Consider the following 24,940-nt stretch of genomic DNA (forward strand, 5'->3'; position numbering starts at 1 on the left):
GCGCCCATAGCAGGGCATGGCTGGCGGCGCCATGAACAAAGCGCTTTGCTCCATCCTGCTGCCGATCACCGCCCTGCTGGCTGCCTGTAATATGGGCGCAGGGGGCAATGCATCAAGCGAGGGTGCTAGCGTGCCCGGCGACCTGGCCGGAGCGAAAATCGGTGCGCCTTTCACCCTGACCAACCAGGATGGGAAGAAGGTGCAGTGGCAGGATTTCCAGGGGAAATACCGGCTGGTCTATTTCGGCTACAGCTATTGCCCCGATGTTTGCCCGCTCGACCTGCAGCGCATCATGCAGGCGTTCACGCAGTTCGAGAAGGCCGATGGCGCACGCGCGGCCAAGGTGCAGCCGATCTTCATCAGCCTGGACCCGGAGCGTGATACGCCAGCGGTGCTGAAAACCTACGTCGCGGCATTCCATCCGCGCCTCATCGGCCTCACCGGCGCGCCTGACGAGATTGCGAAGGTGGCGAAGGATTTCGTCGTCATCTACAACAAGGAAAAGCCGCAGGGGGAAAGCGGCTATCTGGTAAGCCACAGCCGGACGCCCTATCTGTTCGGGCCGGACGGCCAGCCTGTTGCGCTGGTGCCGGTGGACGATCCGGGAACGCCGGATCAGGACGAAGGGGCGCCGGACAAGGTGCTCGCCTTCTTCGAAAAATGGGTCAAGTGACGGTTTGAACTTCTGGGAAAAGCCCCTCGACAAGCTGGACCGCGCGGAGTGGGAAGCGCTGTGCGATGGTTGCGGCAAATGCTGCCTGCACAAGGCGGAGGATGAGGATACGGGGCATATCTACCCGACCAACGTCGCCTGCCGCCTGCTGGACCGGCATAGCGGCCAATGCACCAACTATAAGGAACGGCGGCGCTTCGTCCCCGATTGCGTGCGCCTGACGCCGCAGAAGGTGAAGACGATCAGCTGGCTACCGCGCAGTTGCGCCTACCGGCTGCGGGCAGAGGGAAAGCCGCTGCCGTCCTGGCATTATCTGATCAGCGGCGACCGGGAAGCGGTGCATCGGGCGCAGGAATCGGTGCGCGGCTGGACGATCGCCGAAGCGGATGCGGGCGACTGGGAAAATCATCTTGTCGACCGGGAACTCTGACAGCGCGATCTTGATCGACGGGGTGGCGGTGCCGGTGCGCGTGCGTCGGTCGCCGCGCGCGAAAGCCTATCGCCTGTCGCTGGACCATGCGCGGGGTGAGTTGAGGCTGTCGCTGCCGACCAAGGCGAACCTGCATCGGGCGCTCGGCTGGGCGCAGGGGCATGAGGGATGGGTGCGCACGCAAATGGCGGCGCAGCCTGCGCTGGTGATGCTGGGCGACGGCGCGATTTTCCCGCTGGAGGGGCGCGAGGTGCGAATCTGCTGGGAGGAGGGCGCATCCCGTTCCGTCCGGCTGGAAGGCGAGCGGCTGATCCTTGGGGGCGTGCCGGAGTCGGTGGGACCACGCGTGCTTCGCTGGCTCAAGGCGCGGGCAAAGGCGGTGATGGAGATGGAAAGCCATGCGATGGCGCGCGATCATGGGTTGATCGTGGCGTCGGTGGGCATTGGCGATCCCCGTAGCCGCTGGGCAAGCTGCGCGTCGAGCGGCGCTATTCGCTACAGTTGGCGGCTCATCCTGTGCCCGCCGCATGTTCGCCGGGCGACGGTGGCGCATGAACTGGCCCATCTGCTGCACATGGACCACAGCCCTGCCTTTCATGCGGCGCATGCGCGGATATTGGGCGAGGACCCCAAGCCTGCGCGGGCGTGGCTGCGCAAATATGGCGCGGCGCTGCACCGCTATGCGGTTTAGGATCTAGCGCCTCTTAACGGTATTCAACCCGTGCAGTCGTGCGGTTCATCCTGGCGGTGGGCGCGGCCGCAGCTGCGGCAGATAATGTGGTTTCCGGGCCTAAGGCCGTGGCCCACCGCAACCCGTTCGTCGAAGACATAGCAGTCGCCCCGCCAGCGGCTTTGATCTTCGGGCATTTCCTCAAGATAGCGCAGGATGCCGCCGCGCAGGTGATAGACTTCCTCAAAACCGCGCGATCGCACCAGCGCGGTAGATTTTTCACAGCGTATGCCCCCGGTGCAGAACATGGCGATGCGAGGCTGGCGGCCCTTTTCGCGCAGCTTTGCGGCGAAATCGTCGAACCAGGCGGGAAAGTCGCGGAAAGATCGGGTGCCCGGATCGATCGCGCCGTCGAAGCTGCCGACCGCGACTTCATAAGCGTTGCGGGTGTCGATCAGGATCGTGTCGGGATCGGCGATAAGATCATTCCACTCCGCCAGATCGAGATGGCGGCCGGCCTGCGCTGCGGGATCAAGCTCGCCCGCCCCCAGGGTCACGATCTCTGGCTTTACCTTCACCTTCATGCGGGCGAAGGGAGCCTCCGGGGCGGTCGCATATTTGACGTCCAGGTCGGCGCAGCCCAGCAAGGCGCGGATATGATCGATCAGCGTGGCGATGGCCTCATCGCTCCCCGCCACCGTGCCGTTGATGCCTTCCTTCGCCAGGATCAGCGTGCCGCAGGTGCCAAGCTGGGCACAGAGCGTCCGCAGTTCGGCGGCGAGGCGTTCCGGTTCGGGGAAGGAAGCGAAGCGGTAGAGCGCGGCGATGGTGAAAGGCGGGGCCATGCCGCGCCCATAGCGGCTTCACCGCCCTCTTGAAAGGCCGGGCGCGAGCGCGCATAGGCGGGGCATGGTTCCCTTTTCGTTCGCGGGTCACGACTTTCTGGCATTGCCCGAGGCGGCGCTGTTCTGGCCCGCCCGATCGGCCTTGCTGGTGGCGGACTTACATTTCGAAAAGGCGAGCTGGTACAGTCGCTTCGGACAGTTCCTGCCCCCGCATGACAGCCAGGCGACGCTCGACATGATCGAAATGCTGGTGGAGCGGACGGGCGCCCGCGCTGTCTGGTCGCTGGGCGACAGTTTCCATGACGCGGATGGGGCGACGCGTTTGTCCCCGCAGGTGCGTGAACGGTTGACGGCGCTGACTGCGCGGCTCGATTGGCTTTGGATTACCGGCAATCATGATGCAGGCATGGCGGAAACCCCCGGCGGCCGGCGCATGGTGGAAGCTGAGGTTGATGGCGTCTGGTTGCGGCATGAAGCCGATCCGGTCGATCCGAGGCCCGAGATTTCCGGGCATTTCCATCCCAAATTTCGCTTGTCGCTACGTGGACGGCATGTGTCGCGGCGCTGCTTCGTGGGGTCTTCGTCGAAGCTGATTCTGCCTGCACTGGGGGCGCTGACCGGCGGGCTGGACGCGGGGCATGGAGAAATTCGCCGGGCCGTGGGGCCGGGTGCAATGGCGCTGGTGCCGGTCGCTGACCGGATGCTCCGCTTTCCGCTGGGCTAGAAACGCTACGGCAACGCCGCGTTAAGCTGTTGCTGGTAGAACACATGCGGCTAGATTAAGAGCAACAACCGGAAGCAAAGGGTTGTAAGGGCTTGGTTCGCTTGCCTTTGACTCGCTGTGTCCGCATAATCGCACTCCTAGGGTGATGTGGGAAAACCATGCGCCGCAGGAGAGGAAAGGGTCCCCCATGAATAAAAAGAATCTTTGGCTGCTGTCCGCCGGCATGGTCGCGCTGGCTGGATCGGCTGCGCATGCAAATGCGCAGGAAACCGCCGCGCAGCAGGCGGCGGAAGACGATAATGGCGTTATCATCGTCACCGCGACGCGGCGCGCCAGCCCGCTGTCGGATGTGCCGATCGCCGTTTCCGCCGTCACCGCCCAGGCGATGCAGAATAGCGGGGCGAGCGACATCCGCACGCTGAACCAGCTTGCGCCTTCGCTGCTCGTGTCATCGACCGGATCGGAAGCCAATGCGTCGGCGCGCGTGCGCGGCATCGGCACGGTGGGCGACAATCCGGGGCTGGAAAGCTCGGTCGCTGTCTTCATAGATGGGGTCTATCGTTCGCGTACGGGCGCGGGGCTGAACGAGCTTGGCGAGATTGAGCGGGTCGAAGTGCTGCGCGGGCCTCAGGGTACGCTGTTTGGCCGCAACGCGTCGGCGGGCCTGATCAACGTGATCAGCAAGGCTCCCGAGTTCAAACTGGCCGGCAAGGCCGAAGTCACCTACGGCAATTATGATTATTGGCGGCTGGCCGGGCGCATCACCGGACCTGTGAGCGACCAGCTGGCGCTGAGCCTGGACGGCGTATGGTCCAAGCGCGACGGCTTTTTCGACCTGGTCGACACAAGCGGCAACAAGGTAGGCGAGACCAACGACCGCGACCGCTATTTCCTGCGTGGGCAGGCACTGTTCGAACCGAACGACGCGCTGTCCGTCCGCTTGATCGGCGATTACACCAACCGCGACGAAAGCTGCTGCGGCGCGGCCTATATCGAAACGCGCGAACGGCGGCCAGTCGCGGGCGGCGGCTACAGCACTGCGCCGTTCAACCGCATTGCCGCGATTCTCAGCGGGCAGGGCAGCGTGTTCCCGACCGATCCCTACGACCGGAACCTGACCATTACGCCGGGTCGCAATTATGTGAGCAAGGTCAAGGATTGGGGCGTTTCGGGCGAGGTCAATTATGACCTGGGCGACGCGAAATTGACCAGCATTACCGCCTATCGCGATTATAAGAGCCAGGATTATGGCGATTATGACTATAGCGGCGCGGACCTGCTCTACCGCGACCCCAACACCTATCGCCAGTTCCGTACGTTCACGCAGGAGTTGCGGGCGCAGGGTTCAGCCTTTGGCGAGGTGCTCGACTGGCTGATCGGCGGCTATTATGCGCATGAGAAGCTGACGCTGGAGGATAATATCGTCTTCGGGCGAGATTATGGCCGCTTCGCCGCCTGTCGTTTGATGGCGGGTGCGGGCGTCAACAGCAACCTGACGGCGCAGCAACTCGCCGCGTGCGGCAGCGGGCTGGCGACCCAGGCGTTGATCACCGGGACGCAGGCGCAGCTCAATGCGGCCCTGACCCCCGCCTTAGGAGCTGGCGCTGCAGGGGCGCTTTCAACCGGTCTCGGCAACGGGCTGCGCGCGCTGGCCGCGATCCCGGGCGGCACCGGCGATGTTGCCTCGGTCTATCATCAGAAAAGCGAGAACTGGGCGCTCTTCACGCACAACATCATCCACATCACCAAGCAGCTCGATCTGACCCTTGGTCTGCGCTACACTCATGAGACCAAGCGCTTCTCGGCGGATTTCAGCAATAACAACGGCACCTGCGCCGCATTGCAGACGCGCAATCCGGGAGCGCTGAACGATCTTTATGAAATTGCCACGACCCCAGCGCTGGGCAGTGCGGCGGCGTTGGCACAAGGCATCCTGACACTGGGATGTCTTGGCAACAGCTCGACCGGGCTCAACGCCCTCGACCTCAACGACAAGATCAGCAATGGCGAGTTTTCTGGAACTGCCGTGCTGTCGTGGAAGCCGATTGACGAGTTGCTGACCTATGCCAGCTATTCGAAGGGCTATAAGGCTGGCGGGTATAATCTCGATCGCTTCCAGCTTGGATCGACTGGGCTCAACCCTGTGCCAGCGGTCTTTTCGCCGCGCAGCAATGCAGATGTCACCAGCCTGCGCTTCGCGGCGGAGAAGGTGGATGCGTTCGAGATCGGCCTGAAATACACGCAGCCCAAATGGAGCGCGAATATCGCGGCGTTCCGGCAGGAGTTCAAGAATTTCCAGCTGAACACCTTCAACGGCACCAGCTTCGTCGTCCAGAATATCAATGGGTGCGATGGTGCGCTGTCGGCGAGCCACACTTGCGCCAGTGACGATGTCGGTCCCGGCCTGATCAGCCAGGGCGTGGAGCTGGAACTGGCGGCGACGCCGGTGCGCAATGTCCGCGTTGCGGGCGGGCTGACCTATGTTCGCGCCAAGTTCGCCAACCGGCTGGTCGGCAGCAGCAATGGCGCGGTGCCGCTTGACCCCGCACTGTTCCTGCTGCCCGGATCGATCAATTCGCAGGCGCCCGAGGTGGTGACGACGGTCAGCGCGTCCTGGACGCCGGAGCTGGGCTCCAGTGGCCTGTCAGCGCTCTTCTATATCGATGGGCGCATGACGAGCGACTTCAATACGGGGTCGGACCTGTTCCCCGAAAAGCGGCAGGATGGCTATGCCGTGTTCAACGCGCGTGTGGGCCTTCGCGGACCGCAGCAGCGCTGGGCGGTGGAGTTCTGGGGCCAGAATATCTTCAACCAGGATTATACGCAGGTCGCCTTCAGCAGCCCGCTGCAGTCGAGCAGCCCAAGCACATCGACCACTGGTCAATTTGCGCGGGGCGCGCCGATGGCGAACCAGCTGATCTCGGCCTATCTGGCTGAACCCCGCACTTATGGCATCACGTTGCGCGGGAGTTTCTGATCATGCCCCGCCCGCTCGCCGGAAGGGAGCGGGCGGGCGCAGGGCGTTCCCCGAATAGGGCCGTGCCGACGCGAATATCCGTCGCACCGAGCATGATCGCCGTTTCAAAATCACCTGACATGCCCATGGAGAGGCGATCGACTCCTTCCTCGCGCGCCATTTTCGCCAGCAGCGCGAAATAGGGCGCTGGCTCCACATCGGCGGGGGGCACGCACATGAGGCCCGCCACCGGAATGTCAGCGTCTCGGGCGGCGTGCAGCAGGGCGGGGGTGTCCGCAATGGCGCAGCCGCCCTTCTGTTCTTCCCCGCCGATATTCACCTGGATGAAGCAGGGGATGCGCTTGCCCGACGCGTCCATCGCCTTGGCAAGCGCGGTGAGCAGGGAGGGGCGGTCGAGCGAGTGGATGACATCGAACAGGGCGACCGCGTCCGCCGCCTTGTTGGATTGAAGCTGGCCCACGAGATGCAGCACAATGTCGGGCGTTTCGGCGCGTAGTTCGGGCCATTTGCTTTGCGCTTCCTGCACCCGATTTTCACCGAACACGCGCTGCCCTGCCGCGATCAGCGGGCGGATGGCCGGCGCGTCCTGCGTCTTGGAGACGGCGATGAGGGTGATATCGTCGGCGGTACGCCCGGTCAGGCGTGCGGCGCGGTCCATGGTCTCGCGCACGGCGTTCAGGCGGTCTGCGGCTTCGATGCTGTCGGTCGTCATGGCGGCTGCTATAGGCGAGGGGGATGAGAGCCCGCTACGCCAAAAATTTGCCCGCGATCTGGCTGATGACCGATGAACGGGTCGCGGCGGACGCGTTGCTGAAGGCGGCCGCTCGGTTGCCACGGGGGAGGGGAGGTCTGGTTTTCCGCCATTACCGGACGGGAAAAGCGGAGCGGCGAGCCTTGTTCGAACGGCTGGCGGCGATCGCCCGGCGGCGGCGGCTCGTGGTGCTACTTGCTGGTCCAGCGTGGCAGGCGGCGGCTTGGCGCGCGGATGGGTGGCATGGGGCGGGTCTTGGCGCTGGGACGCGGCCCTTGCTGCACAGCATGGCGGTGCATGATGCGCGCGAGTTGCAGGCAGCGGAGCGGAGGGGGGTGGATTTGATCTTTGTGTCGCCCTTGTTCCCGACCCGATCGCATCCGGGGGGAAAGGCGCTGGGGAGAAGGCGGTTCGCGGGGTTGGCGCATAGGGCGACTATGCCGGTGATGGCGTTGGGTGGGGTACAGGAGAGCCACCGGCGTCTTTTGCGTGGGATCGGCGCCAGGGGATGGGCGGCGATTGATGGGCTGGCCGGGCAGCGTGATACGGCGGGCTGAAGCGGTCAGTGCAGAAAGTGAAGGTCTCCACCGCGTCGCAGTGCGCTTGCCGACAACTGTCTTACAGATCAGGGCTCAAGCGTGCCTGTTGACGGCGGTTTGCGCCGACCATAGCGTCCAAGAAGCTTGTGCCGCATTCGGAGACATATTCCCGTGGAAATCGCGAAGGAGCGTCCTGCCGGATATCGATATTCGCGGCGAGGCTTTTTGGCGCTGATCCGCGAACTGTCCGTCATCGACAATCGCCGCAACGCGCTCCTGCTTGTCATGCAATGGGCAATCGCGATCGCGGCTGGCGCGATTGCGATCCGCGTCGACCGAGTCCCGGTATATGTGGCGGCAGGCTTTGTTATCGGGTCCCGCATTCAATGCCTGGCAGTGATGATGCACGATGCATGTCATGGGATGCTGTTCAGCAATCGCCGCCTCAACGATCTGATCGGCGATATTTTTGTGGCTTATCCTCTGGGCTTCAGCGTTCATCTGTACCGCGCCAACCACATGTATCACCATCGATACACGAACACGTTGCGGGATCGCGACTATCGCGTCCAACGGAGAGATCCCGACCAGCATTTTCCGAAGAGCGCAACCGGCATGGCCTGGTTGTTGATCCGCAGCGTGACCGGCCTCAATCTGTATCGGATGGCGCGCGACAGCCGGATCTGGGCGCCCTTTGCCAATTTCCATAACCCCGGACGCTTCGGCTTCGACTACGGCCTGGCGTTGCGCCTGCGATATGTGATTTGGGCTGTGCTATTTTATGGGCTGATCCTGGTGTCACCCTGGCGCTGGCAGATATTAGCCATGCTGTTGATCCCGCAATTCATCTGGGCGAATGTCTTCAATCGAATCCGGGCGATAGCGGAGCATAATGGCGTCGCCGACACGCGGGAATTGAACGGCACGCGCACCGTCCTTCCGACCGTTCTCGACCGTTTCCTGATCGCGCCGTTGAATGTGAGCTATCACCTGGAACATCATCTGTTCCCATCGGTGCCCTGGACAAATCTGCGCCGGTTACACGCGCATCTGATGACCGATCCAGCCTATGCGGCAGATGCTCACATCACGCGGAGCTATTGGGGTGTGATCAAGGAGTTGATGGTTCCGTTCGCATCAACGCACGCGAAGGAACTCGTCAAGCATGCCGACGTCAAATCGTAGCGTAAAAGCCGGGCTAGTTCTGAAAGGTGCGAACACCCCTCCGGTACGTCAGAATTTGAAGACCGTGCCCAGATAGACGGCCTGATTATCCTGACGCTCATCCGTCATCGGGGTCAGGCGGCCGATGACGCTGTTGTTGTAGCGCAGACCGGCGGTGACGTTCAGGTTACGCGTCAGCGAATAGGAGCTGGCCAGATCCAGCGAATAATCCTTGTCCGCATTGGCCGCGCGGACGCCAACAGCAGGATCGCGGCGGCTTTCGATCATCACCTTGGTGCTGAAGCGATTCTTGCCCTGATCCAGCGAGAAATTCTTCGCGCCGGCCATCTGGTCGATCGAGACGGGATCGAGTTCCTTGCGGCCGACCGATTCGGGCAGCGCGAACTTGCGCCAGTTGTGCGCGCTGTTCAGGCTGAAGGCGACAGGGGCGATGCTGACCGGGGCAGACGTGCGCTCATTGAGATCAGCCGCGCGGACCATCACCGTAACCGAGCGCTGTCCGCTGAGCGAACCGCTGGTCGGCGTGAATCGAAAATTCTGGCGCCCGGCCGATGCGGCAATGCGCGCATAGGCGGCAGCGAGGCGCGGGTCCTTGGTGGTCGGCGTGAAGGAGGAGATGCTGCCGAGCGCGCCCAGCGAAACGGGCACATCAGCGCGCATGCGGACGAGATCGGTTGCAGCGCCCAGCGCGGGAGACAGCATGAAGCCGGCCACGGCGACTGCCGAGCCTGCCAATGCCAAATGTCCCCTCTTCATACGCATGACGCGAATCTCTTCCCCACCGACTAGTTTTGCAATCTTGTACACTTGAACGCCTGCAATGGGTAGTGCGTCATGACCTTTTTGTCCGCGCTGTTGCACGGAACACACAGAGTCCAAACGCACGGCGCGGCGAAGCGTTTCTTAGGCGTCCGCCCTCCCCCTTGCCCATTGCCACGGCTTCTCTATAGAAGCGGGGCGTTTTTCCTCAATATGGGACATGCCTGATGGTCCGCCGCCTACCCGCCCCTGTTTCCGCCGGTCTGCTGCTGGCCGTGCTTCTGCCGCTTGCCGCCTGCGGTGGCGGGTCCAAGGAGCGCCCCAAGGCCGATCTGGCCGCGTCCAAGGTGACGACGATCGGCGTCAACAGCTATCTGTGGCGGGCGACGTTGGACACGCTGTCTTTCATGCCGATGGTGCAGACGGATTCGAACGGCGGCGTCATCGTAACCGACTGGTATGCCAACCCGAATTCGCCCAATGAGCGGATGAAGCTGACCGTGTCGATCCTGGATCAGGACCTGCGCGCCGACGCACTGCGCGTCGCCGCCAGCCGCCAGGTCAATCAGGGCGGCCAGTGGATCGACGCGCCAGTCCAGGCCGCGACCGTGCAGAAGCTGGAAGAGATTATCCTGACCAAGGCGCGCGACCTGCGCCGCATGGCCATTGCGGGATAAGCCATTCCCTTCAAAGGATTTCCTGAATAACTGGGGCTGGGCTTCTCGAAAGCTCAGCCCGCCTGCATTTTGAGGACTTGGAATAGATGCAAAGGCGCTTCAACCCGCTGGAGGCGGACGCCCGCTGGCAGGCCGTTTGGGACGAGAAGCAGACGTTCAAGGCGTCGGACAGCAGCGACAAACCGCGCTCCTACGTGCTGGAGATGTTTCCATACCCCTCCGGCCGCATCCATATCGGCCATGTGCGCAACTATTCGATGGGCGATGTGCTGGCCCGATTCCGCCGGATGACGGGGCATGAAGTGCTGCATCCGATGGGCTGGGACGCCTTCGGCATGCCGGCCGAGAACGCCGCGATGGAAAAGAAGGTGCATCCCGGCAGCTGGACGCGTGAGAATATCGCGACCATGCGGGCGCAGCTCAAGAAGCTGGGCTTTGCGCTGGACTGGAGCCGCGAGTTGGCGACCTGCGAGCCCGATTATTACGGGCAGGAGCAGGCGCTGTTCCTCGACATGATGGAAGCAGGGCTGGTTTACCGGAAGGAATCGGCGGTCAACTGGGACCCGGTCGATATGACCGTGCTGGCGAACGAGCAGGTGATCGACGGCAAGGGCTGGCGGTCGGGCGCACCGGTCGAGAAGCGCAAGCTCAGCCAGTGGTTCCTGAAGATCACGCAGTTTGCCGATGACCTTCTGAACGGCCTGAAGACGTTGGATCAGTGGCCCGAGAAGGTGCGACTGATGCAGGAAAACTGGATCGGCAAGTCGGTCGGCCTGCAATTCCGCTTCAAGCTCGACGAGGCGGTAGGCGGCATCAGCGAACTGGAGGTGTTCTCCACCCGTCCGGATACGATCTTCGGCGCGAGCTTTGCGGCGATCGCCGCGGACCATCCGCTGGCGTTGTTGCTGGAGGCGAAGGATGCGGATCTGGCCGCATTTGCGGAGGAATGCCGCCATACCGGCACTGCGGCGGCGGAGATCGAGACGCAGGAGAAGAAGGGCTATGACACCGGCCTGTCGGTGATCCATCCCTTTACCGGGCGGAAGCTGCCGCTGTTCGTCGCCAATTTCGTGCTGATGGATTATGGCACGGGCGCGGTGATGGCGGTGCCTGGTCATGACCAGCGCGACCTGGACTTTGCGCGCAAATATATGCTGCCCGTCGAGCGCGTGGTCGCTGCCGAGGGCGACGAGGACAAGGGCATCGGTGACGAGGCCTATACGGGCCCCGGACGCATGGTGAATTCCGATTTCCTCAACGGCATGACGGTTGAGGACGCCAAGGCCGAAGTTATCCGCCGCGCCGAGAGTGAAGGCTGGGGCACTGGCACCACCGTGTTTCGCCTGCGCGACTGGGGTGTGTCGCGCCAGCGCTATTGGGGTACGCCGATCCCGGTGATCCATTGCGAGGATTGCGGGCCGGTGGGCGTGCCCAAGGACCAGCTGCCCGTCCTGCTGCCCGAGGATGTCAGCTTCGACGTTCCCGGCAACCCGCTCGACCGGCATCCGACCTGGAAGCATGTCGACTGCCCGAAATGCGGCAAGGCAGCGCGGCGCGAGACGGATACGCTGGATACCTTTGCGGATTCCAGCTGGTATTTCATCCGCTTCGCGAGCCAGCCCAAGGACAAGCCGTTCGACCGGGAAACGGTCGAAAAGTGGCTGCCGGTGGGTCAGTATATCGGCGGCGTGGAACATGCGATCCTGCATCTGCTCTATGCCCGTTTCTGGACCCGCGCGCTCCAGCATATGGGGCAGATTGGTTTCGCCGAGCCGTTCACCGGCCTGTTCACCCAGGGCATGGTGACGCACGAGACCTACAAGTCGCCGGAAGGCGCCTGGCTCGCCCCGCAGGATGTGGAGCGGCAGGGCGACAAGGTGGTGATGCTCGCCAGCGGCGCGCCGGTCACGGTTGGCCGCGTCGAGAAAATGTCCAAGTCCAAGAAAAATGTCGTCGATCCCGATGACATCATTGCCCAATATGGCGCGGACGCGGTGCGCTGGTTCATGCTGTCCGACAGCCCACCGGAGCGCGATCTGCCGTGGACGGAAGCGGGCATTGAAGGGTCGTGGCGTTTCGTCAATCGGCTGTGGAGGCTGTTCGGGGAAGCTGACAAGTCGGCCGAGGGGCAGGACAAGGCCCTCGACCGCAAGCTGCACCAGACCATCGACGGCGTCGCCAAGGATATCGAAGCGCTGTCCTTCAACAAGGCGGTGGCAAAAATCTATGAACTCACCAATGCGGTGGAGAAGGCCAAACCTTCGGCGAGCCGCAGTGAAGCGATCCGGGCGCTGGCGCTGCTGGTCGCGCCTATGACGCCGCATCTGGCCGAAGAGGCTTGGGCGGACATGGGCGAAGAGGGCCTGATCGCTGACGCATCCTGGCCGCAGGTGGATCCGGCGCTGCTGGTCGAGGATGAAGTGACGATCGCCTGCCAGGTGATGGGCAAGCTGCGCGACACGATCACCGTGCCCAAGGGTACGCCCAAGGAGGAGCTGGAACGCCTGGCCCTCGCAGCGCCCAATGTGGCGCGCACGCTGGATGGCGCGACGCCCAAGAAGGTGATTGTGGTGCCGGATCGTCTGGTGAATCTGGTCGTCTGATAGGAACACCGTTCGCCTGAGTCCTTTTGACCGGCTCAGGGCAGGCTTGTCGAAGGGCCATAGTTCTTTCAAAAAGGGAAGAAGGGGCTTCGACAGGCTCAGCCCGAACGGATAGAGGTTGGTTGATGAAATACGCCGTTCCCCTGTTGCTCCTCGTCTCCCTCTCCGCCTGCGGGCTCCACCCCGTCTATAGCGGGGGCAGCCATGGTGCGGTGGCGCAGCGGCTGGGCAATGTCGAGGTCGCGCCGATCGAGGGCAAGGGCGGCTGGTTGGTGCGCAATGCGCTGAACGACCGGCTGGCGGCGATGAGCGGTAACGGGCCGACCTACAAGCTGGTGGTGAAGCTGGACGACCAGATCACCGGCTTTGGTCTTCGTGCTGACGCCGCCGTCACGCGTGAGCGGCGGACTTTGCGTGCCCGCTATCAACTGATCGATACCGCCAGCGGCACGCAGGTCATCGATGACACGGCCGGATCGGATGCCGGTATCGACGTCACATCCAGCGAATATGCGACCATCGCGGCCGAAGACACGGCGCTGGAACGGCTGTCGCAGACGATTGCTGACCAGATCGTGTCGCGGCTCGCACTGTTCGCCGCGCGGGAACAGCAGCGTTGAAGGCCAATCGCGGCCAGATTGAAAAGGCGCTCGACGCACCGCCGCCCGACATCCGCATCTTCCTTCTCTACGGTCCCGACGAGGCGGGCAGCGCCGCGCTCGGCAAGCGGCTGGAACGGGCCATGGGCCCTGACGCGGAGCGGGTCGATCTGGACGGACCGACGCTGCGCGATGATCCTGCCCGACTGGCGGATGAGGCCGCATCCTTTTCCATGTTCGGCGACAAGCGGTGGGTGCGGATCAACGGCATGGGCGAGGAGTCGCTGCCTGCCGTGACCGCGCTGCTGGAGGCGGAAGCAGCAGGCAATCCGGTGATCGCGACGGCGGGTGCGCTCAAGGGCACGTCGAAGCTGCTGAAACTTCTCCTCGACAGCCCCAAGGCGATGGCCTTTGCGTCCTATCAGCCCGACGCGCGGGAGGCGGAGCAGATCGCGGTGGCGATTGCGCGGGAAGGGGGACTGCGATTGCCGGCCGATCTGGCGAAGCGGATCGTCGATCTCGCCAATGGCGACCGCGCGCTGATGGGCGGCGAGATAGAGAAGCTGATCCTCTATCTGGACGCCGCCCCCGACCGGCCATGCGATGCGACCGGCGAGGCGCTGGACGCGCTGTCGGCCGATAATCCCGATACGGACTCCGCCCCGCTGGTCAACGCCGTACTGGGCGGGGACCTGCGCGCCATGCATCGGGAGCTTGGGCGGCTGTCGGACACGGGGACGGCGATGGCGGCGGTGCTTCGGCCGCTGCTCACCCGTGCGGTTCTTCTCGCGAACATCCGGGCTTCGTTCGACGATAGCGGACGGCTGGACGCGGCGGTGGAAGGGGCCGGCAAGCAGGTCTTCTGGAAAGAGAAGGGTGTCGTTACCCGACAGGTGCGGCTGTGGGACGCACATGGCATTGCGCGGGTCATCCAGCGGCTGGCGCAGGCTGAGCGGGCAAGCCGGTCGGGCAGAGGCCTGGGCGATTTGATGGTGCGGCATGAATTGCTGGCGATCGCGCGGCAGGCGGCGCGGGAGCGGTAGGAAGTTTTGGATGCCGTGCTCCTGAGCAGGCAGGAGCCTGGATCGCGGGGCGGGAATGGACACCTGCCTGCGCAGGAGCACGGGCTTCATGCACATCCTAAGCGCTTGATCGCAGGTGCCGCCGACGCCATATTGCCGCGCATGGACAAGCTCAACCTGACCGAAGGCGAATGGCGTGAGCGCCTTTCCCCCGAACAATATCATGTGCTTCGCGAAGCCGGGACGGAGCGGGCGTTCACCGGCAAATATAACAGCAACAAGGCCGACGGCGTCTATTATTGCGCGGGTTGCGGCGCGGCGCTGTTCGACGCGGAAGAGAAATATGACAGCGGATCGGGCTGGCCGAGCTTCACGGCGCCCGTCGATATCGATGCGGTCGAGGAAATTCGCGACAACAGCCATGGCATGATCCGCACCGAAGTACGCTGCGCCAAGTGCGAGGGGCATCTGGGCCATGTCTTCCCCGATGGTCCTGGCGTCAACGGCCTGCGCTATTGCATGAACAGCGCGTCGCTGGATTTCAAGCCACGCGACGAGGCTGAATGATCATTCATTGCCGGTAAAGCGTCGCTTCTCTTGAGAACCGAGCTTCAAGGGTCGCTTGCGCCTGATTTTCGCTGGCCGCCCGTTCACTTAGCGCGTATGCGGGCGGCATAGATGGCACGATCAGGCAAGAGCAAGGGAACGCCGGGCAGGGCGAGGTTATGGCTGGTGCGGGCCCTGAAGTTCGGGGTGATCGCGACGCTGGGCGCCTTGTTCGCGATAGTGGTGGCGGTGGTCATCGCTTATCAGTCGCTGCCCAGCTATGAATCGCTGAAATCCTCCCCCAACGGCCAGATGATCCGCGTCCATGCGGCGGACGGTAGCGTCATCGTTTCCTTGGGGCCGAGCTTTGGTCGCTGGCTGGCCTATGATCAGATCCCGACGGTCATGGTCGATGCCATGATCTCGACCGAGGACAAGCGTTTCTACCTGCATCCTGGCGTCGATCCGATCGGCATGGCGCGCGCGACCTGGGTGGCGCTGGAGAACCGGGGCAAGGGCCGCCGCTGGCAGGGCGCATCGACCATAACGCAGCAGGTGACGCGCAACATCTTCCTCAACAACAGCTATAGCTGGGGCCGCAAGGTGCGGGAGATGATCCTGGCGCTGGCGCTGGAGCGGAAATTCTCCAAGCGGCAGATTCTGGAGCTGTACCTCAACAAGGTCTATTTCGGCGGTGGCGCTTATGGCATCGATGCCGCCAGTCGGAAATTCTTCGGCCATCCGGCGACGACGCTCCGTCTGCCTGAAGCGGCGATCATCGCGGGCCTGGTCAAGGCCCCGTCCAGTTACTCGCCCACTGCGGACGCAGACGCGGCAATCGGCCGTGCAGGTGTCGTGCTGCAGCTGATGCAGGAAAATGGGGCGATCAGCGCGGCGGAGCGCGCCAGCGCCGATCTGGACGACGTCAAGATGGCGCCCGAGCCGCCGCAGAACAGCGTCCGTTATTTCACCGATTGGGCATTGCCTCAGTTGGACGTGCTGATCGATGAGCCCAACGAGCCGTTGGAAGTCTATACGACCATCGACCTTGGCATGCAGAAGGCCGCGACGGCAGCGATTCAGGGCAATGTGCCCGCTGGCGCGCAGGGTGCGCTCGTCTCGCTCGACCGGGACGGCGCGGTGCGAGCGATGGTGGGTGGACTGGATTATGTGACGTCCAATTATAATCGCGCCACCACCGCCACTCGACAGCCTGGTTCGGCCTGGAAGATCTTCGTCTATATGGCGGCGCTGGAGGCTGGCTATACGCCCGATACCGGCGTGACGGACAAGCCGGTAACGATCAACGGCTGGAGCCCGCGCAACAGCTCCGGCCGTTTTTCCGGCGACATCGATATCCGCACCGCCTTTGCCTATTCGATCAACACGGTCGCGGCGCAACTGGGCGTCGAAGTGGGCTTCCCTACCGTAGCCGACATGGCGCGCCGTTTCGGCATTTCGACGCCGATCAACACGCATCCCTCGATGGTGCTTGGCACCTCGGATGTGCGTCTGATCGACATGACGCGCGCCTTCGCCTCCATCGCCCGCAAGGGGGTGGCGGTGACGCCCTATGGCATCACCAAGGTGACGACCGCTGACGGTCGCCTGCTCTACCAGCATCAGGATGATACCAGCCGCGTGCTGGTCGCGCCCTGGGTGGCGGCGGGGATGACCGACCTCATGCAGACGGCGGTCAGCACCGGCACCGGCAAGGCGGCGCAGATCGGCCGTCCCGTGGCGGGCAAGACCGGCACCACCAGCAGCAACAAGGATGGATGGTTCCTGGGCTTTTCCAGCGGCATCACCACCGGCGTGTGGATGGGCCGCGATGATGCTCGCGCGGTTGGCGTGCTGCAGGGCGGGCGCGCGCCTGCCCATGCCTTCGCGGACTATATGAAGGTTGCGGTGTCCCATCGCCCGGTCGAGCAGTTTGAAACGCAGGTGACGCTGCCCGAATGGCAGCTCGAGCCGGACGAGGAAGCCTATTATGGCGAGCCCGACAACGGAACGGGCGGGGGCATGATGGTCGATGAAAATGGCCTGCCGGTGAGGCAGGATCAGCAGCAGGACCAGGAAGACCAAGGCCAGGACGAGGAGCCGGTCGATCAGGCGCCCGCGACGCGCACGGCCCCGCCGCGCCTGGACCAGCAGTGGATCGATCAGGTGCTGGGTCGCGATCGGCAGCGGCAGGCGCCGCACTGACCGCTAACCGGCTTGGCGTGGGGTAGCGGCGAAGCGCTGCCTATCCAGTGCGCTGCCGTCGGGCATCAGGAAATCGACCTTGCCGCGGCCGAAATCGATCGCGACTCGGTCGAACATCTTGAGCGCCTGGATGCCGAGCAACAGGGCGGGTTTGTCCTGCAGTCCCAGCTCGCGGAAAGGCTGCGCATCAGCGAACATGACGGGCAGATCGGTCAGGGCGATAGGGCCCATGCGAATCCGGCCGATCCGCCCCAGCTGCCCGGTCAACGTCTCACCGGTCACGCTCAGCAGGCTGACCTGGCTCATGGCGGGAGCGCGTTTCTTGGCGATGAGCTTGTCGCGGAGCGCGAGATTGCCGACGCTGAGATGCGTGCCGGTGTCGAGGATGATGTTGACCTTGAGCCCGTTGGCGTCGGAGTGGAGCAGGATGAGCTGCCCCCTGCGGCGGCGCGCTTCGACGATGATGGCGTTGGGATCGCGCCATTTCGGGCGGCTGGAGCCGATCTCCATGCGGCCGGTGCGAAAATTCAGCAGCAGGCGCTTGGCGTGCAGGCTGTCGAGGCCAAGCAGACCCGCGGCGCCCAGATTGTCTGCCTCCAGCACCGGAGCTTCGATGTCATCGATGGTCGCGTCTCCATAGCCAAGCTGCGGAACCGCGACGGTGCGCGTATCGCTGCGGCCAGCCATGCCCACGATGGTCACGGAGCGCCGCGCCGGAAGGGCGAGGCGTTCGGCAAGGTCGCGGGAGATGACGGTGCGTTGCGAGCCGGTATCGACAATGAAGTTCCATGGTCCCTTGCCGCCGATGTGAATCGGAATTGAAACGCGGTCATCGCTGCCCGGGACCGTGCGCACGACGGCCGGGGGATCGCTCGCAGAGGGTGTCTGCGCAACCGTAGAGACGCTGAATGTCAGGGCGGCAATTGCGGGGACGAGAGGAAAATGTCTCATGCCCTCACCTCTCCGGCTGTTATGGCCCTTCATAGCATGAAGGCGTCGTCTCGGTCCATCGCCGCAACTGTCGCACCTTCTGCCGAACGTCGGCTGCTCTAGCGCTCATTTCCCTTGCGAGAGGCGATTGTGCGCCTTGACTTGGGGGCTGGCTGATCGCTAAACGCGGACGGTCTATCCCGGCCGTCCAGCGCCGGAGTCTCCCGTGTTCTTCATACCGGGCAGCTCTCCCTAGATTTTCGAATCCCTTCCTCATCTCTCTCCATCGGACTCAAGTCGAATGCACCTAAAGGACCTCAAGAAGAAATCGCCCGCCGACCTTGTCACCATGGCAGAGGAATTGGGTGTCGAAGGCGCGTCGACCCTGCGCAAGCAGGACCTGATGTTCGCGATCCTGAAGGCTGAGGCCGAGAATGGCGAGCAGATCATGGGTGAGGGCACGATCGAGGTGCTGCCGGACGGCTTCGGCTTTCTGCGCAGCCCGGAGGCGAATTTTCTCGCCGGCCCCGACGATATCTATGTTTCGCCCAACCAGGTCCGTAAGTTCGGCCTGCGCACCGGCGACACGGTGGAAGGCGAGATTCGCGCGCCCAAGGATGGCGAGCGCTACTTCGCTCTCACCAAGCTCATGTCGGTCAATTTCGATGATCCCGAAGTCGTCCGCCACCGCGTCAATTTCGACAATCTGACGCCTCTTTATCCTACCCAGAAGCTGGTGCTCGACACGCTCGACCCCACCGTGAAGGACAAGTCGGCCCGCGTTATCGACATCGTCTCGCCGCAGGGCAAGGGACAGCGCGCGCTGATCGTCGCGCCGCCGCGCACGGGTAAGACGGTGCTGCTGCAGAATATCGCCAAGGCGATCACCGACAATCATCCCGAAGTCTTCCTGATCGTGCTGCTGATCGACGAGCGACCGGAAGAAGTGACCGACATGCAGCGCAGCGTGAAAGGTGAGGTTGTATCCTCGACCTTCGACGAACCCGCGTCGCGCCATGTGCAGGTCGCCGAAATGGTGATCGAAAAGGCCAAGCGCCTTGTGGAACACAAGAAGGATGTGGTGATCCTGCTCGATTCGATCACCCGTCTGGGCCGCGCCTACAACACCGTCGTTCCCAGCTCCGGTAAGGTGCTGACCGGCGGTGTGGACGCCAACGCCCTGCAGCGTCCCAAGCGGTTCTTCGGCGCTGCCCGTAACATCGAGGAGGGTGGTTCGCTCTCGATCATCGCGACCGCGCTGATCGATACCGGCAGCCGCATGGACGAAGTCATCTTCGAAGAGTTCAAGGGCACCGGCAACTCGGAAATCGTGCTGGACCGCAAGGTGGCGGACAAGCGCATCTTCCCGGCGTTGGACGTCGGCAAGTCCGGCACCCGCAAGGAAGAGCTGCTGGTCGACAAGGCCAAGCTTTCCAAGATGTGGGTGCTGCGCCGCATCCTGATGCAGATGGGCACCGTGGATGCGATGGAATTCCTGCTCGACAAGATGAAGGATTCCAAGACCAACGAAGACTTCTTCGATTCGATGAACCAGTAAGCGGGAGCTTCGTTAGGCCGCCATGCTCGACCTTATCACGACTGCCGCTGCCGCCGCGCAGGGGCTGGGATCGCCCGCCGACATATGGGCGCATATCGTCAACGATTTCAGCAATATCGGTTCTCCAGCCGCGCTGGCTGCCTTTGGCCAGGTGCTGATGATCGACGTCCTCCTGGCGGGCGATAATGCTATAGTCGTCGGCGCTCTGGCCGCCGGTCTGCCGGTGCAGCAGCGACAGCGCGTGATCATGATCGGTATCATCGCCGCGCTGGTCCTGCGGATCGGATTCGCGCTCGTCGTGACGCAGCTGATGCAGATTGTCGGCCTGATCCTCGCGGGCGGCTTGCTGCTGCTGTGGGTCAGCTGGAAGATGTGGCGCGAGCTGCATCCCAAGCGGGGCGGCGATACCCCAGACGATACCAGCGACGATGATATTTCCGGCCTGCGGCCCGCCAAGAGCTTTGCAGCGGCAGCCTGGGCCGTGGCCGTCGCCGACGTGTCGATGAGCCTGGACAATGTCCTGGCGGTCGCGGGGGCCGCGCGGGATCACCCGGGCATCCTGATCATCGGCCTGATTCTGTCCGTGGCCCTGATGGGCGTCGCAGCGAACATCATCGCCAAATATATCGAGCGCTTCCGCTGGATCGCCTATATCGGCCTTGCCGTGATCATCTATGTCGCGGTCAAGATGATCTACGAGGGCATTGTGGATCATCAGGTCGGCATTTTGACGCTGTTCGTCTGAAGCCTGCGGCGGACGGCTGTTCAGTCGTCCGCCGCCCGCTTCAAGCCCACCGCACGCCAGGGTTGGTTGACCAGCCCGCTGGCCATATCGGCTAATCGCCAGCGCCAGCTAATCCGCCGTTCAGCGATGCCCGGCAGGCTCCCCACATCCAGGCCGCGCAACGGCCGAAAGGGATTGTGGCGGCTATACGCCCATATTTCCACCCGCGGCTCTCGCGTATTGGCGGGCGAGCGGGCATGAAAACCGAATGTGTCTGCGACGATCAGCGTGTTCGCCGGCACGGCGAAGATCGTCGGTTGCGGCAGGCCAAGGCCTTCCAGTTCCTCTTCCCCGATGCGCAGCGAGCCGCGGCCTGACAGCCGACAGCTGCCATCGCGCGCCGTAAGGCTGCGGCTTCTTTCCCATGCCAGCCTTTCAGGGGTCAGCCGGTGTGACCCTCGCACATAGGCGAAGGGGCCTTGTTCGAGGGGGACGTCATTCAGGAAGAACCAAGCCTTCATCGCCGGGTGAAATGTGTCGGCGTGGAACTGCAGTTGCGGGTCCGGCGGCGCCTCATGACGGTGGGGCAGAATCGACTGCAGGTACAGCAGAGGTTCCATGTTGAAGCTGGCCACGTAGCGGGCAAGTGCCCGCCAGCGTGGATGCCGGACGAAATGACGGACCGCCGGTGCAGCCTTTTGCATTTCGATGTCGACCGCTATTCGGCGGGTGATCGTGTCGCCTTGCACCGTTTCCCGCGCCGCGCCGCGAAAGCCGAGCAGTTCCTGCCTGAGTTGCTCGAACAGCTCAGGGGCAGGAAATCGCGGATTTCGACGACGCCGTCCCGATCGAAGCGCTCGCGGTCTTCCGGCGCTATATGCGACGCTAACCCGCCCCGCCGCCAGCGAGCCAAGGCACTGGCGGCACGGACGCGCGCGGCATGCAGTCCCAGGGCATTCAGACGCGGCGAACCCAACAGAGGATTATCAATGAAAGATTTGGCGCCGGTGAAGAGCTGCGCCGCCCAAAAAGGCGCGAGGAGTGCATGGATCGAATGGTGCATGGGTCAGGCGAGCCCGGTGGAGCGATCCGGCGGCGTCATGGCACCAGCAAAGTGCTGCCCACGGTTTGTCTCGCCTCCAGCTGGCGGTGCGCCTCAGCAGCGTCCTCCAGCGCGAAGCGCTGGCCGATGAGAGGCCGGACGATGCCGCGCCGCACGCGATCGAACAGACGGGCGGTGACATGATCCAGTTCTTCGCGCGTGGCGACATAGTCGTACACGGTAGGACGGGTGACGTAGAGTGATCCGGCGCGGCTCAGCTCCAGCAATGTGATAGGGGGCACGGGGCCTGACGCATTGCCGTAGCTTACTATCATACCGCGCCGCTTGAGTGATGCCAGCGATGCGCCCCAACTGTCCTTGCCCACGCCATCATAGACGACATCTGCGCCCCGGCCGCCCGTCAGTGCTCGCACCTGCTCCGCCAGTTCCGCGAAGGGTCCATGCAGGCTGTGGTCGGCTGGTACCGTCACGGCCTTCTCCGCCGAGCCGCTGTGGCCGATGACGACGACGCCCTTGTCCCGCAACCAGGGCACCAGCACCGATCCGACACCACCTGCAGCAGCATGGACGAGCGCTACCTGACCAGGCTGCAGAGGCAGAACGTCTTCAGCGAGAACACAGGCGGTCATGCCTTTGAGCATCAAGGCGGCCGCTTCATCCGTGCCGATGTCGTCGGGAATCTTGATGACGCGATCGGCCGCAACGATGCGGTGCGTGGCATAGGCGCCCAGACCGCCCGCAGCGCCAGCCTTGTCCCCGACATGGATACCCGCGACGCCCGGACCCACGGCCGCGACATAGCCCGCGCCTTCGACGCCGAGCGTTAGAGGCAGGGGCGCCGCGTATAATCCTGAACGATAATAGGTATCGATGAAGTTCAGGCCGACAGCGTCCTGCGCGATCAGCACTTCACCTGCAGCTGGGCTGGGGGGGGCAAACGCTTCCCGCTGGATAACTTCGGGGCCGCCCGTCGAGCGGGCCACCATGCGCCAGGCCTGGGTCATCGCTGGACCTTTCGATTAGAGGTGGGCGGCAAAGAAGTTCGCAGTGCGCTCGTCCGCAAGCTGCGCCGCCTCTTCGTTACGGCGGGCACCCATTTCGGCAGCGAAACCATGGTCAAGCCCTTCATAGTCGTGAAGAGTGACATGGCGATTGTCCTTCAAGCCTTCATGCATCGTCTTTTGCACCTCCGGCGGGACAAAGCCGTCTGCAGTCGGAATGTGCAGCATTGTAGGCTTGCCGATCGCGTGCTGTTCGCCGAGCAGATTATCGATGCCCACGCCATAATAGGCCACGAAAGCGTCGCCATCGGTCCGGCAGGCGGCCATGAAGGTCAGGCGCCCGCCCAGACAATAGCCGACCACGCCGACTTTGCCGCTGCCACCCATTTCGGCGCGTGCCGCTTTGATGGTCGCTTCAATGTCGTAGATGGCGCCGTCCTGATCGAGCTTCTGCATATGGCTGATCGCATCCTGGAATTGCTCAGGCACGTCCGCGTCCAGTTCAACACGGGGCGTGTCTCGCCAGAAGAGATCCGGTGCCAGCGCAAGATATCCCTGCTGCGCCCAATGATCGCATTTCCGCCGAATGCCTTCATTCACCCCGAAGATTTCCTGAATGACGATAATTGCAGCACGCGGCGTCGCCGACGGGCGCGCCACATACACGTCAAACTGGCCGTCGCCTTCCAGTGTGGAGATGGAGGTAAATGCTCCCATGGCGGAAATCCTTTCCATTATGTCTTGGGTCTTGTGCAGGCATAATGGTCTTTTCCGGGGCGGCCAACAGCCCAAAAGGCCAAATTATTTGCCTTTATGGCCCATGTTGCGGCATGACGATGCAATGGCCGCAGCAAGAGGGTGCCGACGATGAAAGTGACAGTGGACGTAGATTGCACCCCTGCCGAAGCGCGGACTTTTTTGGGCCTGCCCGACGTTACGCCCATCCACGATAAATATGTGAAAACAGTCTTGGACAGCTTCGATGGCATCGCCAATGTCGAGCAGATGGAAACGATGTTCAAAAGCTTCTCTCCGCTGGGTGACGCGGGCATGCGTTTGTTCCGGCAGATGATGGATATCGGAATGGCGAGCGTTGCCGGGAAGAATGGCGACAAAGCCTAAGCTGCATGTGACTGACACTATATTTGCGCTGTCGAGCGGCGCTCCGCCTGCGGGCATCGGCGTCATCAGGATCAGCGGAGCTTCGGCGCACCAAGCCCTTGAATTGCTGACGGGCAAGGTCCCTCCGCCCCGTCGCGCTCGGCTGATGTTGCTGACCGACTTTCGTGACGACACTCCATTAGATCGTGCACTTATATTGTGGCTGCCGGGTCCTGGCACCGCTACGGGCGAAGATCTGGCGGAACTTCATTGCCACGGCGGGCGTGCCGTTATCGCGGGCGTGGAAGACGCCTTAGGGGCGATGCCGGGTCTGCGCCGCGCTGAGCCTGGGGAATTTACGCGCCGGGCGTTCGAGAATGGACGGATGGACCTGAACGAGGTTGAGGGCCTGTCCGATTTGCTGGCAGCGGAAACGCAGCAGCAGCGCCGCGCCGCGCTGCTTATGACCGAGGGACATTTTTCGCGCAGGATCGAAGGGTGGCAGGCGGCACTGCTCAATCTGTCAGCCATGGCCGAGGCCGCGCTGGACTTTTCCGACGAAGACGACGTGCCGGAGGATGGGGTTGAAGCGCGCATCGTCACTGGCTTGGCAGAATTGGCGGACGAGTTGCGGGAAGCGCTGAATGCGCCATCGGCGGAGCGGCTGCGGGACGGGATAAAGGTAGTGCTTGCTGGGCCTCCGAACGCAGGCAAGTCAACATTACTGAACGCGCTCGTTGGGCGCGAGGCCGCCATCGTGTCGGACATAGCGGGCACTACCCGCGACCGCATTGAAGTACCAGCGGCTCTGGGCGGCACGGCATTTTTGTTTACTGACACAGCCGGGCTTCGGGACCACACCACAGATGTCATCGAGTCCATCGGTATGGATCGCGCACGGGCGGCTCTTGATGCGGCCGATATCATCCTCTGGCTGGGGGACGCCGAACAGCTGCCACGGGCGGATGCCATCCATGTTGCTGCACAGAGTGACCGGCGCAAAGCGAATGCCGGTATGCCGATCTCTGCCGTAACAGGAGAAGGGATGGATCAGCTTGTGGCGCTGTTGGTTGAGCGAGCATCAAAGTTGCTGCCGTCCACAGGCGACTATGCGTTGCATGAAAGGCAGCGCGCCGGGGTCCGCTTGCTGTGCGATCATATACAGGCAGCGGTGGGCAGCGCAGACCTTCTGATAATCGCCGAAGAATTGCGGCAAGCGAGATCGGCGGTCGACCGCCTGACGGGCCGGGCGAGCACTGAAGATATGCTGGACCATCTTTTTTCCGGGTTCTGTATCGGCAAATAAACTGTTCCACGTGGAACAGTTTTGACCAGCGTCCCCCAACTCTGATATGGGC

General features: G+C 63.2%; 23 protein-coding genes and 1 pseudogene. 17 read left to right on the plus strand and 7 right to left on the minus strand.

All coding sequences use genetic code 11. The annotated features are described in order from the left end of the window. Nucleotides 1-16: 16 nt before the first annotated feature. From ACZ5Y5_RS11825 to ACZ5Y5_RS11835, 3 genes are read left to right on the plus strand one after another with little or no spacing between them, the layout of a single operon-like run. Nucleotides 17-673, plus strand: a complete 657-nt coding sequence (locus ACZ5Y5_RS11825; protein ID WP_464808817.1) for an SCO family protein — start codon at nt 17-19, stop codon at nt 671-673. A 4-nt stretch (nt 674-677) separates the two neighbouring features. After that, a complete protein-coding gene (locus ACZ5Y5_RS11830) occupies nt 678-1,103 on the plus strand; it encodes a YcgN family cysteine cluster protein (RefSeq protein ID WP_464808818.1) in 426 nt (141 codons plus the stop codon). Then, entirely contained in the window at nt 1,060-1,794 is a 735-nt protein-coding gene (locus ACZ5Y5_RS11835; protein WP_464808819.1) for a M48 family metallopeptidase, read from the plus strand. Before ACZ5Y5_RS11830 ends, ACZ5Y5_RS11835 begins: the two co-directional genes overlap by 44 nt. A gap of 23 nt (nt 1,795-1,817) precedes the next feature. On the opposite strand, the gene trhO is transcribed toward ACZ5Y5_RS11835, so the two are convergent. Next, nucleotides 1,818-2,618: an oxygen-dependent tRNA uridine(34) hydroxylase TrhO gene (gene trhO / locus ACZ5Y5_RS11840; RefSeq protein WP_464808820.1), complete on the minus strand. Its 801-nt coding sequence runs from the start codon at nt 2,616-2,618 to the stop codon at nt 1,818-1,820. A gap of 64 nt (nt 2,619-2,682) precedes the next feature. Here trhO and pdeM point away from each other — a divergent pair, with 64 nt between their 5' ends. Together pdeM and ACZ5Y5_RS11850 are read left to right on the plus strand one after the other, a co-directional pair. Beyond that, on the plus strand, nt 2,683-3,342 hold the full coding sequence (gene pdeM / locus ACZ5Y5_RS11845) for a ligase-associated DNA damage response endonuclease PdeM (protein WP_464808821.1): 660 nt from the start codon (nt 2,683-2,685) through the stop codon (nt 3,340-3,342). A 187-nt stretch (nt 3,343-3,529) separates the two neighbouring features. After that, nucleotides 3,530-6,319 (plus strand): TonB-dependent receptor, encoded by a 2,790-nt coding sequence (locus ACZ5Y5_RS11850; RefSeq protein ID WP_464808822.1) that lies wholly within the window; start codon nt 3,530-3,532, stop codon nt 6,317-6,319. Here ACZ5Y5_RS11850 and ACZ5Y5_RS11855 read toward each other — a convergent pair. Next, the gene (locus ACZ5Y5_RS11855) at nt 6,297-7,031 is read right to left on the minus strand and encodes a YggS family pyridoxal phosphate-dependent enzyme (RefSeq protein WP_464808823.1); all 735 of its coding nucleotides are present in this window, start codon (nt 7,029-7,031) and stop codon (nt 6,297-6,299) included. The two genes, ACZ5Y5_RS11850 and ACZ5Y5_RS11855, sit on opposite strands and share 23 nt — an antisense overlap. A 23-nt stretch (nt 7,032-7,054) precedes the next feature. On the opposite strand from ACZ5Y5_RS11855, the gene ACZ5Y5_RS11860 reads away from it, so the two are divergent. Both ACZ5Y5_RS11860 and ACZ5Y5_RS11865 read left to right on the plus strand, forming a co-directional pair. Continuing rightward, entirely contained in the window at nt 7,055-7,627 is a 573-nt protein-coding gene (locus tag ACZ5Y5_RS11860; protein ID WP_464808824.1) for a thiamine phosphate synthase, read from the plus strand. A gap of 153 nt (nt 7,628-7,780) precedes the next feature. Beyond that, the gene (locus tag ACZ5Y5_RS11865; protein ID WP_464808825.1) at nt 7,781-8,794 is read left to right on the plus strand and encodes a fatty acid desaturase family protein; all 1,014 of its coding nucleotides are present in this window, start codon (nt 7,781-7,783) and stop codon (nt 8,792-8,794) included. A gap of 48 nt (nt 8,795-8,842) precedes the next feature. Here ACZ5Y5_RS11865 and ACZ5Y5_RS11870 read toward each other — a convergent pair whose 3' ends face one another. Further along, nucleotides 8,843-9,556: a hypothetical protein gene (locus ACZ5Y5_RS11870; RefSeq protein ID WP_464808826.1), complete on the minus strand. Its 714-nt coding sequence runs from the start codon at nt 9,554-9,556 to the stop codon at nt 8,843-8,845. Between the two features lie 224 nt (nt 9,557-9,780). On the opposite strand from ACZ5Y5_RS11870, the gene ACZ5Y5_RS11875 reads away from it, so the two are divergent. The 6 genes from ACZ5Y5_RS11875 to ACZ5Y5_RS11900 all read left to right on the plus strand — a co-directional run bounded on the left by ACZ5Y5_RS11875 (nt 9,781) and on the right by ACZ5Y5_RS11900 (nt 17,205). Beyond that, nucleotides 9,781-10,230 (plus strand): DUF3576 domain-containing protein, encoded by a 450-nt coding sequence (locus tag ACZ5Y5_RS11875; RefSeq protein ID WP_464808827.1) that lies wholly within the window; start codon nt 9,781-9,783, stop codon nt 10,228-10,230. A gap of 86 nt (nt 10,231-10,316) precedes the next feature. Continuing rightward, the gene (gene leuS / locus ACZ5Y5_RS11880) at nt 10,317-12,833 is read left to right on the plus strand and encodes a leucine--tRNA ligase (protein ID WP_464808828.1); all 2,517 of its coding nucleotides are present in this window, start codon (nt 10,317-10,319) and stop codon (nt 12,831-12,833) included. A gap of 125 nt (nt 12,834-12,958) precedes the next feature. Then, complete coding sequence (lptE, locus tag ACZ5Y5_RS11885) at nt 12,959-13,453, plus strand: LPS assembly lipoprotein LptE (protein ID WP_464808829.1); 495 nt, start codon at nt 12,959-12,961, stop codon at nt 13,451-13,453. Then, entirely contained in the window at nt 13,450-14,475 is a 1,026-nt protein-coding gene (holA, locus tag ACZ5Y5_RS11890) for a DNA polymerase III subunit delta (RefSeq protein WP_464808830.1), read from the plus strand. Before lptE ends, holA begins: the two co-directional genes overlap by 4 nt. Before the next feature lie 141 nt (nt 14,476-14,616). After that, nucleotides 14,617-15,021, plus strand: coding sequence for a peptide-methionine (R)-S-oxide reductase MsrB (gene msrB / locus ACZ5Y5_RS11895; RefSeq protein WP_464810538.1), 405 nt, complete (start codon nt 14,617-14,619; stop codon nt 15,019-15,021). Between the two features lie 111 nt (nt 15,022-15,132). Then, nucleotides 15,133-17,205, plus strand: a complete 2,073-nt coding sequence (locus ACZ5Y5_RS11900; protein ID WP_464808831.1) for a transglycosylase domain-containing protein — start codon at nt 15,133-15,135, stop codon at nt 17,203-17,205. Between the two features lie 3 nt (nt 17,206-17,208). Here the strand turns inward: ACZ5Y5_RS11900 and ACZ5Y5_RS11905 are convergent, their stop codons facing one another. Further along, nucleotides 17,209-18,156: a retroviral-like aspartic protease family protein gene (locus ACZ5Y5_RS11905; protein ID WP_464808832.1), complete on the minus strand. Its 948-nt coding sequence runs from the start codon at nt 18,154-18,156 to the stop codon at nt 17,209-17,211. Between the two features lie 280 nt (nt 18,157-18,436). On the opposite strand from ACZ5Y5_RS11905, the gene rho reads away from it, so the two are divergent. Beyond that, nucleotides 18,437-19,693 carry a transcription termination factor Rho gene (rho, locus tag ACZ5Y5_RS11910; protein ID WP_464808833.1) on the plus strand — a complete coding sequence of 419 codons (1,257 nt, stop codon included), beginning with the start codon at nt 18,437-18,439 and terminating at the stop codon, nt 19,691-19,693. A 22-nt stretch (nt 19,694-19,715) separates the two neighbouring features. After that, the gene (locus tag ACZ5Y5_RS11915) at nt 19,716-20,438 is read left to right on the plus strand and encodes a YjbE family putative metal transport protein (protein ID WP_464808834.1); all 723 of its coding nucleotides are present in this window, start codon (nt 19,716-19,718) and stop codon (nt 20,436-20,438) included. Nucleotides 20,439-20,458: 20 nt separating this feature from the next. Here ACZ5Y5_RS11915 and ACZ5Y5_RS11920 read toward each other — a convergent pair. The 3 genes and pseudogenes from ACZ5Y5_RS11920 to ACZ5Y5_RS11930 form a co-directional block, all read right to left on the minus strand. Continuing rightward, nucleotides 20,459-21,480, minus strand: a pseudogene (locus ACZ5Y5_RS11920) (phytanoyl-CoA dioxygenase family protein). A gap of 35 nt (nt 21,481-21,515) precedes the next feature. Continuing rightward, on the minus strand, nt 21,516-22,484 hold the full coding sequence (locus ACZ5Y5_RS11925; protein ID WP_464808835.1) for a quinone oxidoreductase family protein: 969 nt from the start codon (nt 22,482-22,484) through the stop codon (nt 21,516-21,518). Nucleotides 22,485-22,499: 15 nt separating this feature from the next. Continuing rightward, nucleotides 22,500-23,198 (minus strand): dienelactone hydrolase family protein, encoded by a 699-nt coding sequence (locus ACZ5Y5_RS11930; protein WP_464810539.1) that lies wholly within the window; start codon nt 23,196-23,198, stop codon nt 22,500-22,502. Between the two features lie 150 nt (nt 23,199-23,348). On the opposite strand from ACZ5Y5_RS11930, the gene ACZ5Y5_RS11935 reads away from it, so the two are divergent. Together ACZ5Y5_RS11935 and mnmE are read left to right on the plus strand one after the other, a co-directional pair. Then, complete coding sequence (locus tag ACZ5Y5_RS11935) at nt 23,349-23,603, plus strand: DUF6489 family protein (protein ID WP_464808836.1); 255 nt, start codon at nt 23,349-23,351, stop codon at nt 23,601-23,603. 7 nt (nt 23,604-23,610) lie between these two features. Then, complete coding sequence (gene mnmE, locus ACZ5Y5_RS11940; RefSeq protein ID WP_464808837.1) at nt 23,611-24,888, plus strand: tRNA uridine-5-carboxymethylaminomethyl(34) synthesis GTPase MnmE; 1,278 nt, start codon at nt 23,611-23,613, stop codon at nt 24,886-24,888. Nucleotides 24,889-24,940 lie beyond the last annotated feature (52 nt).

It is taken from the genome of Sphingobium sp. TomTYG65 (assembly GCF_055395525.1).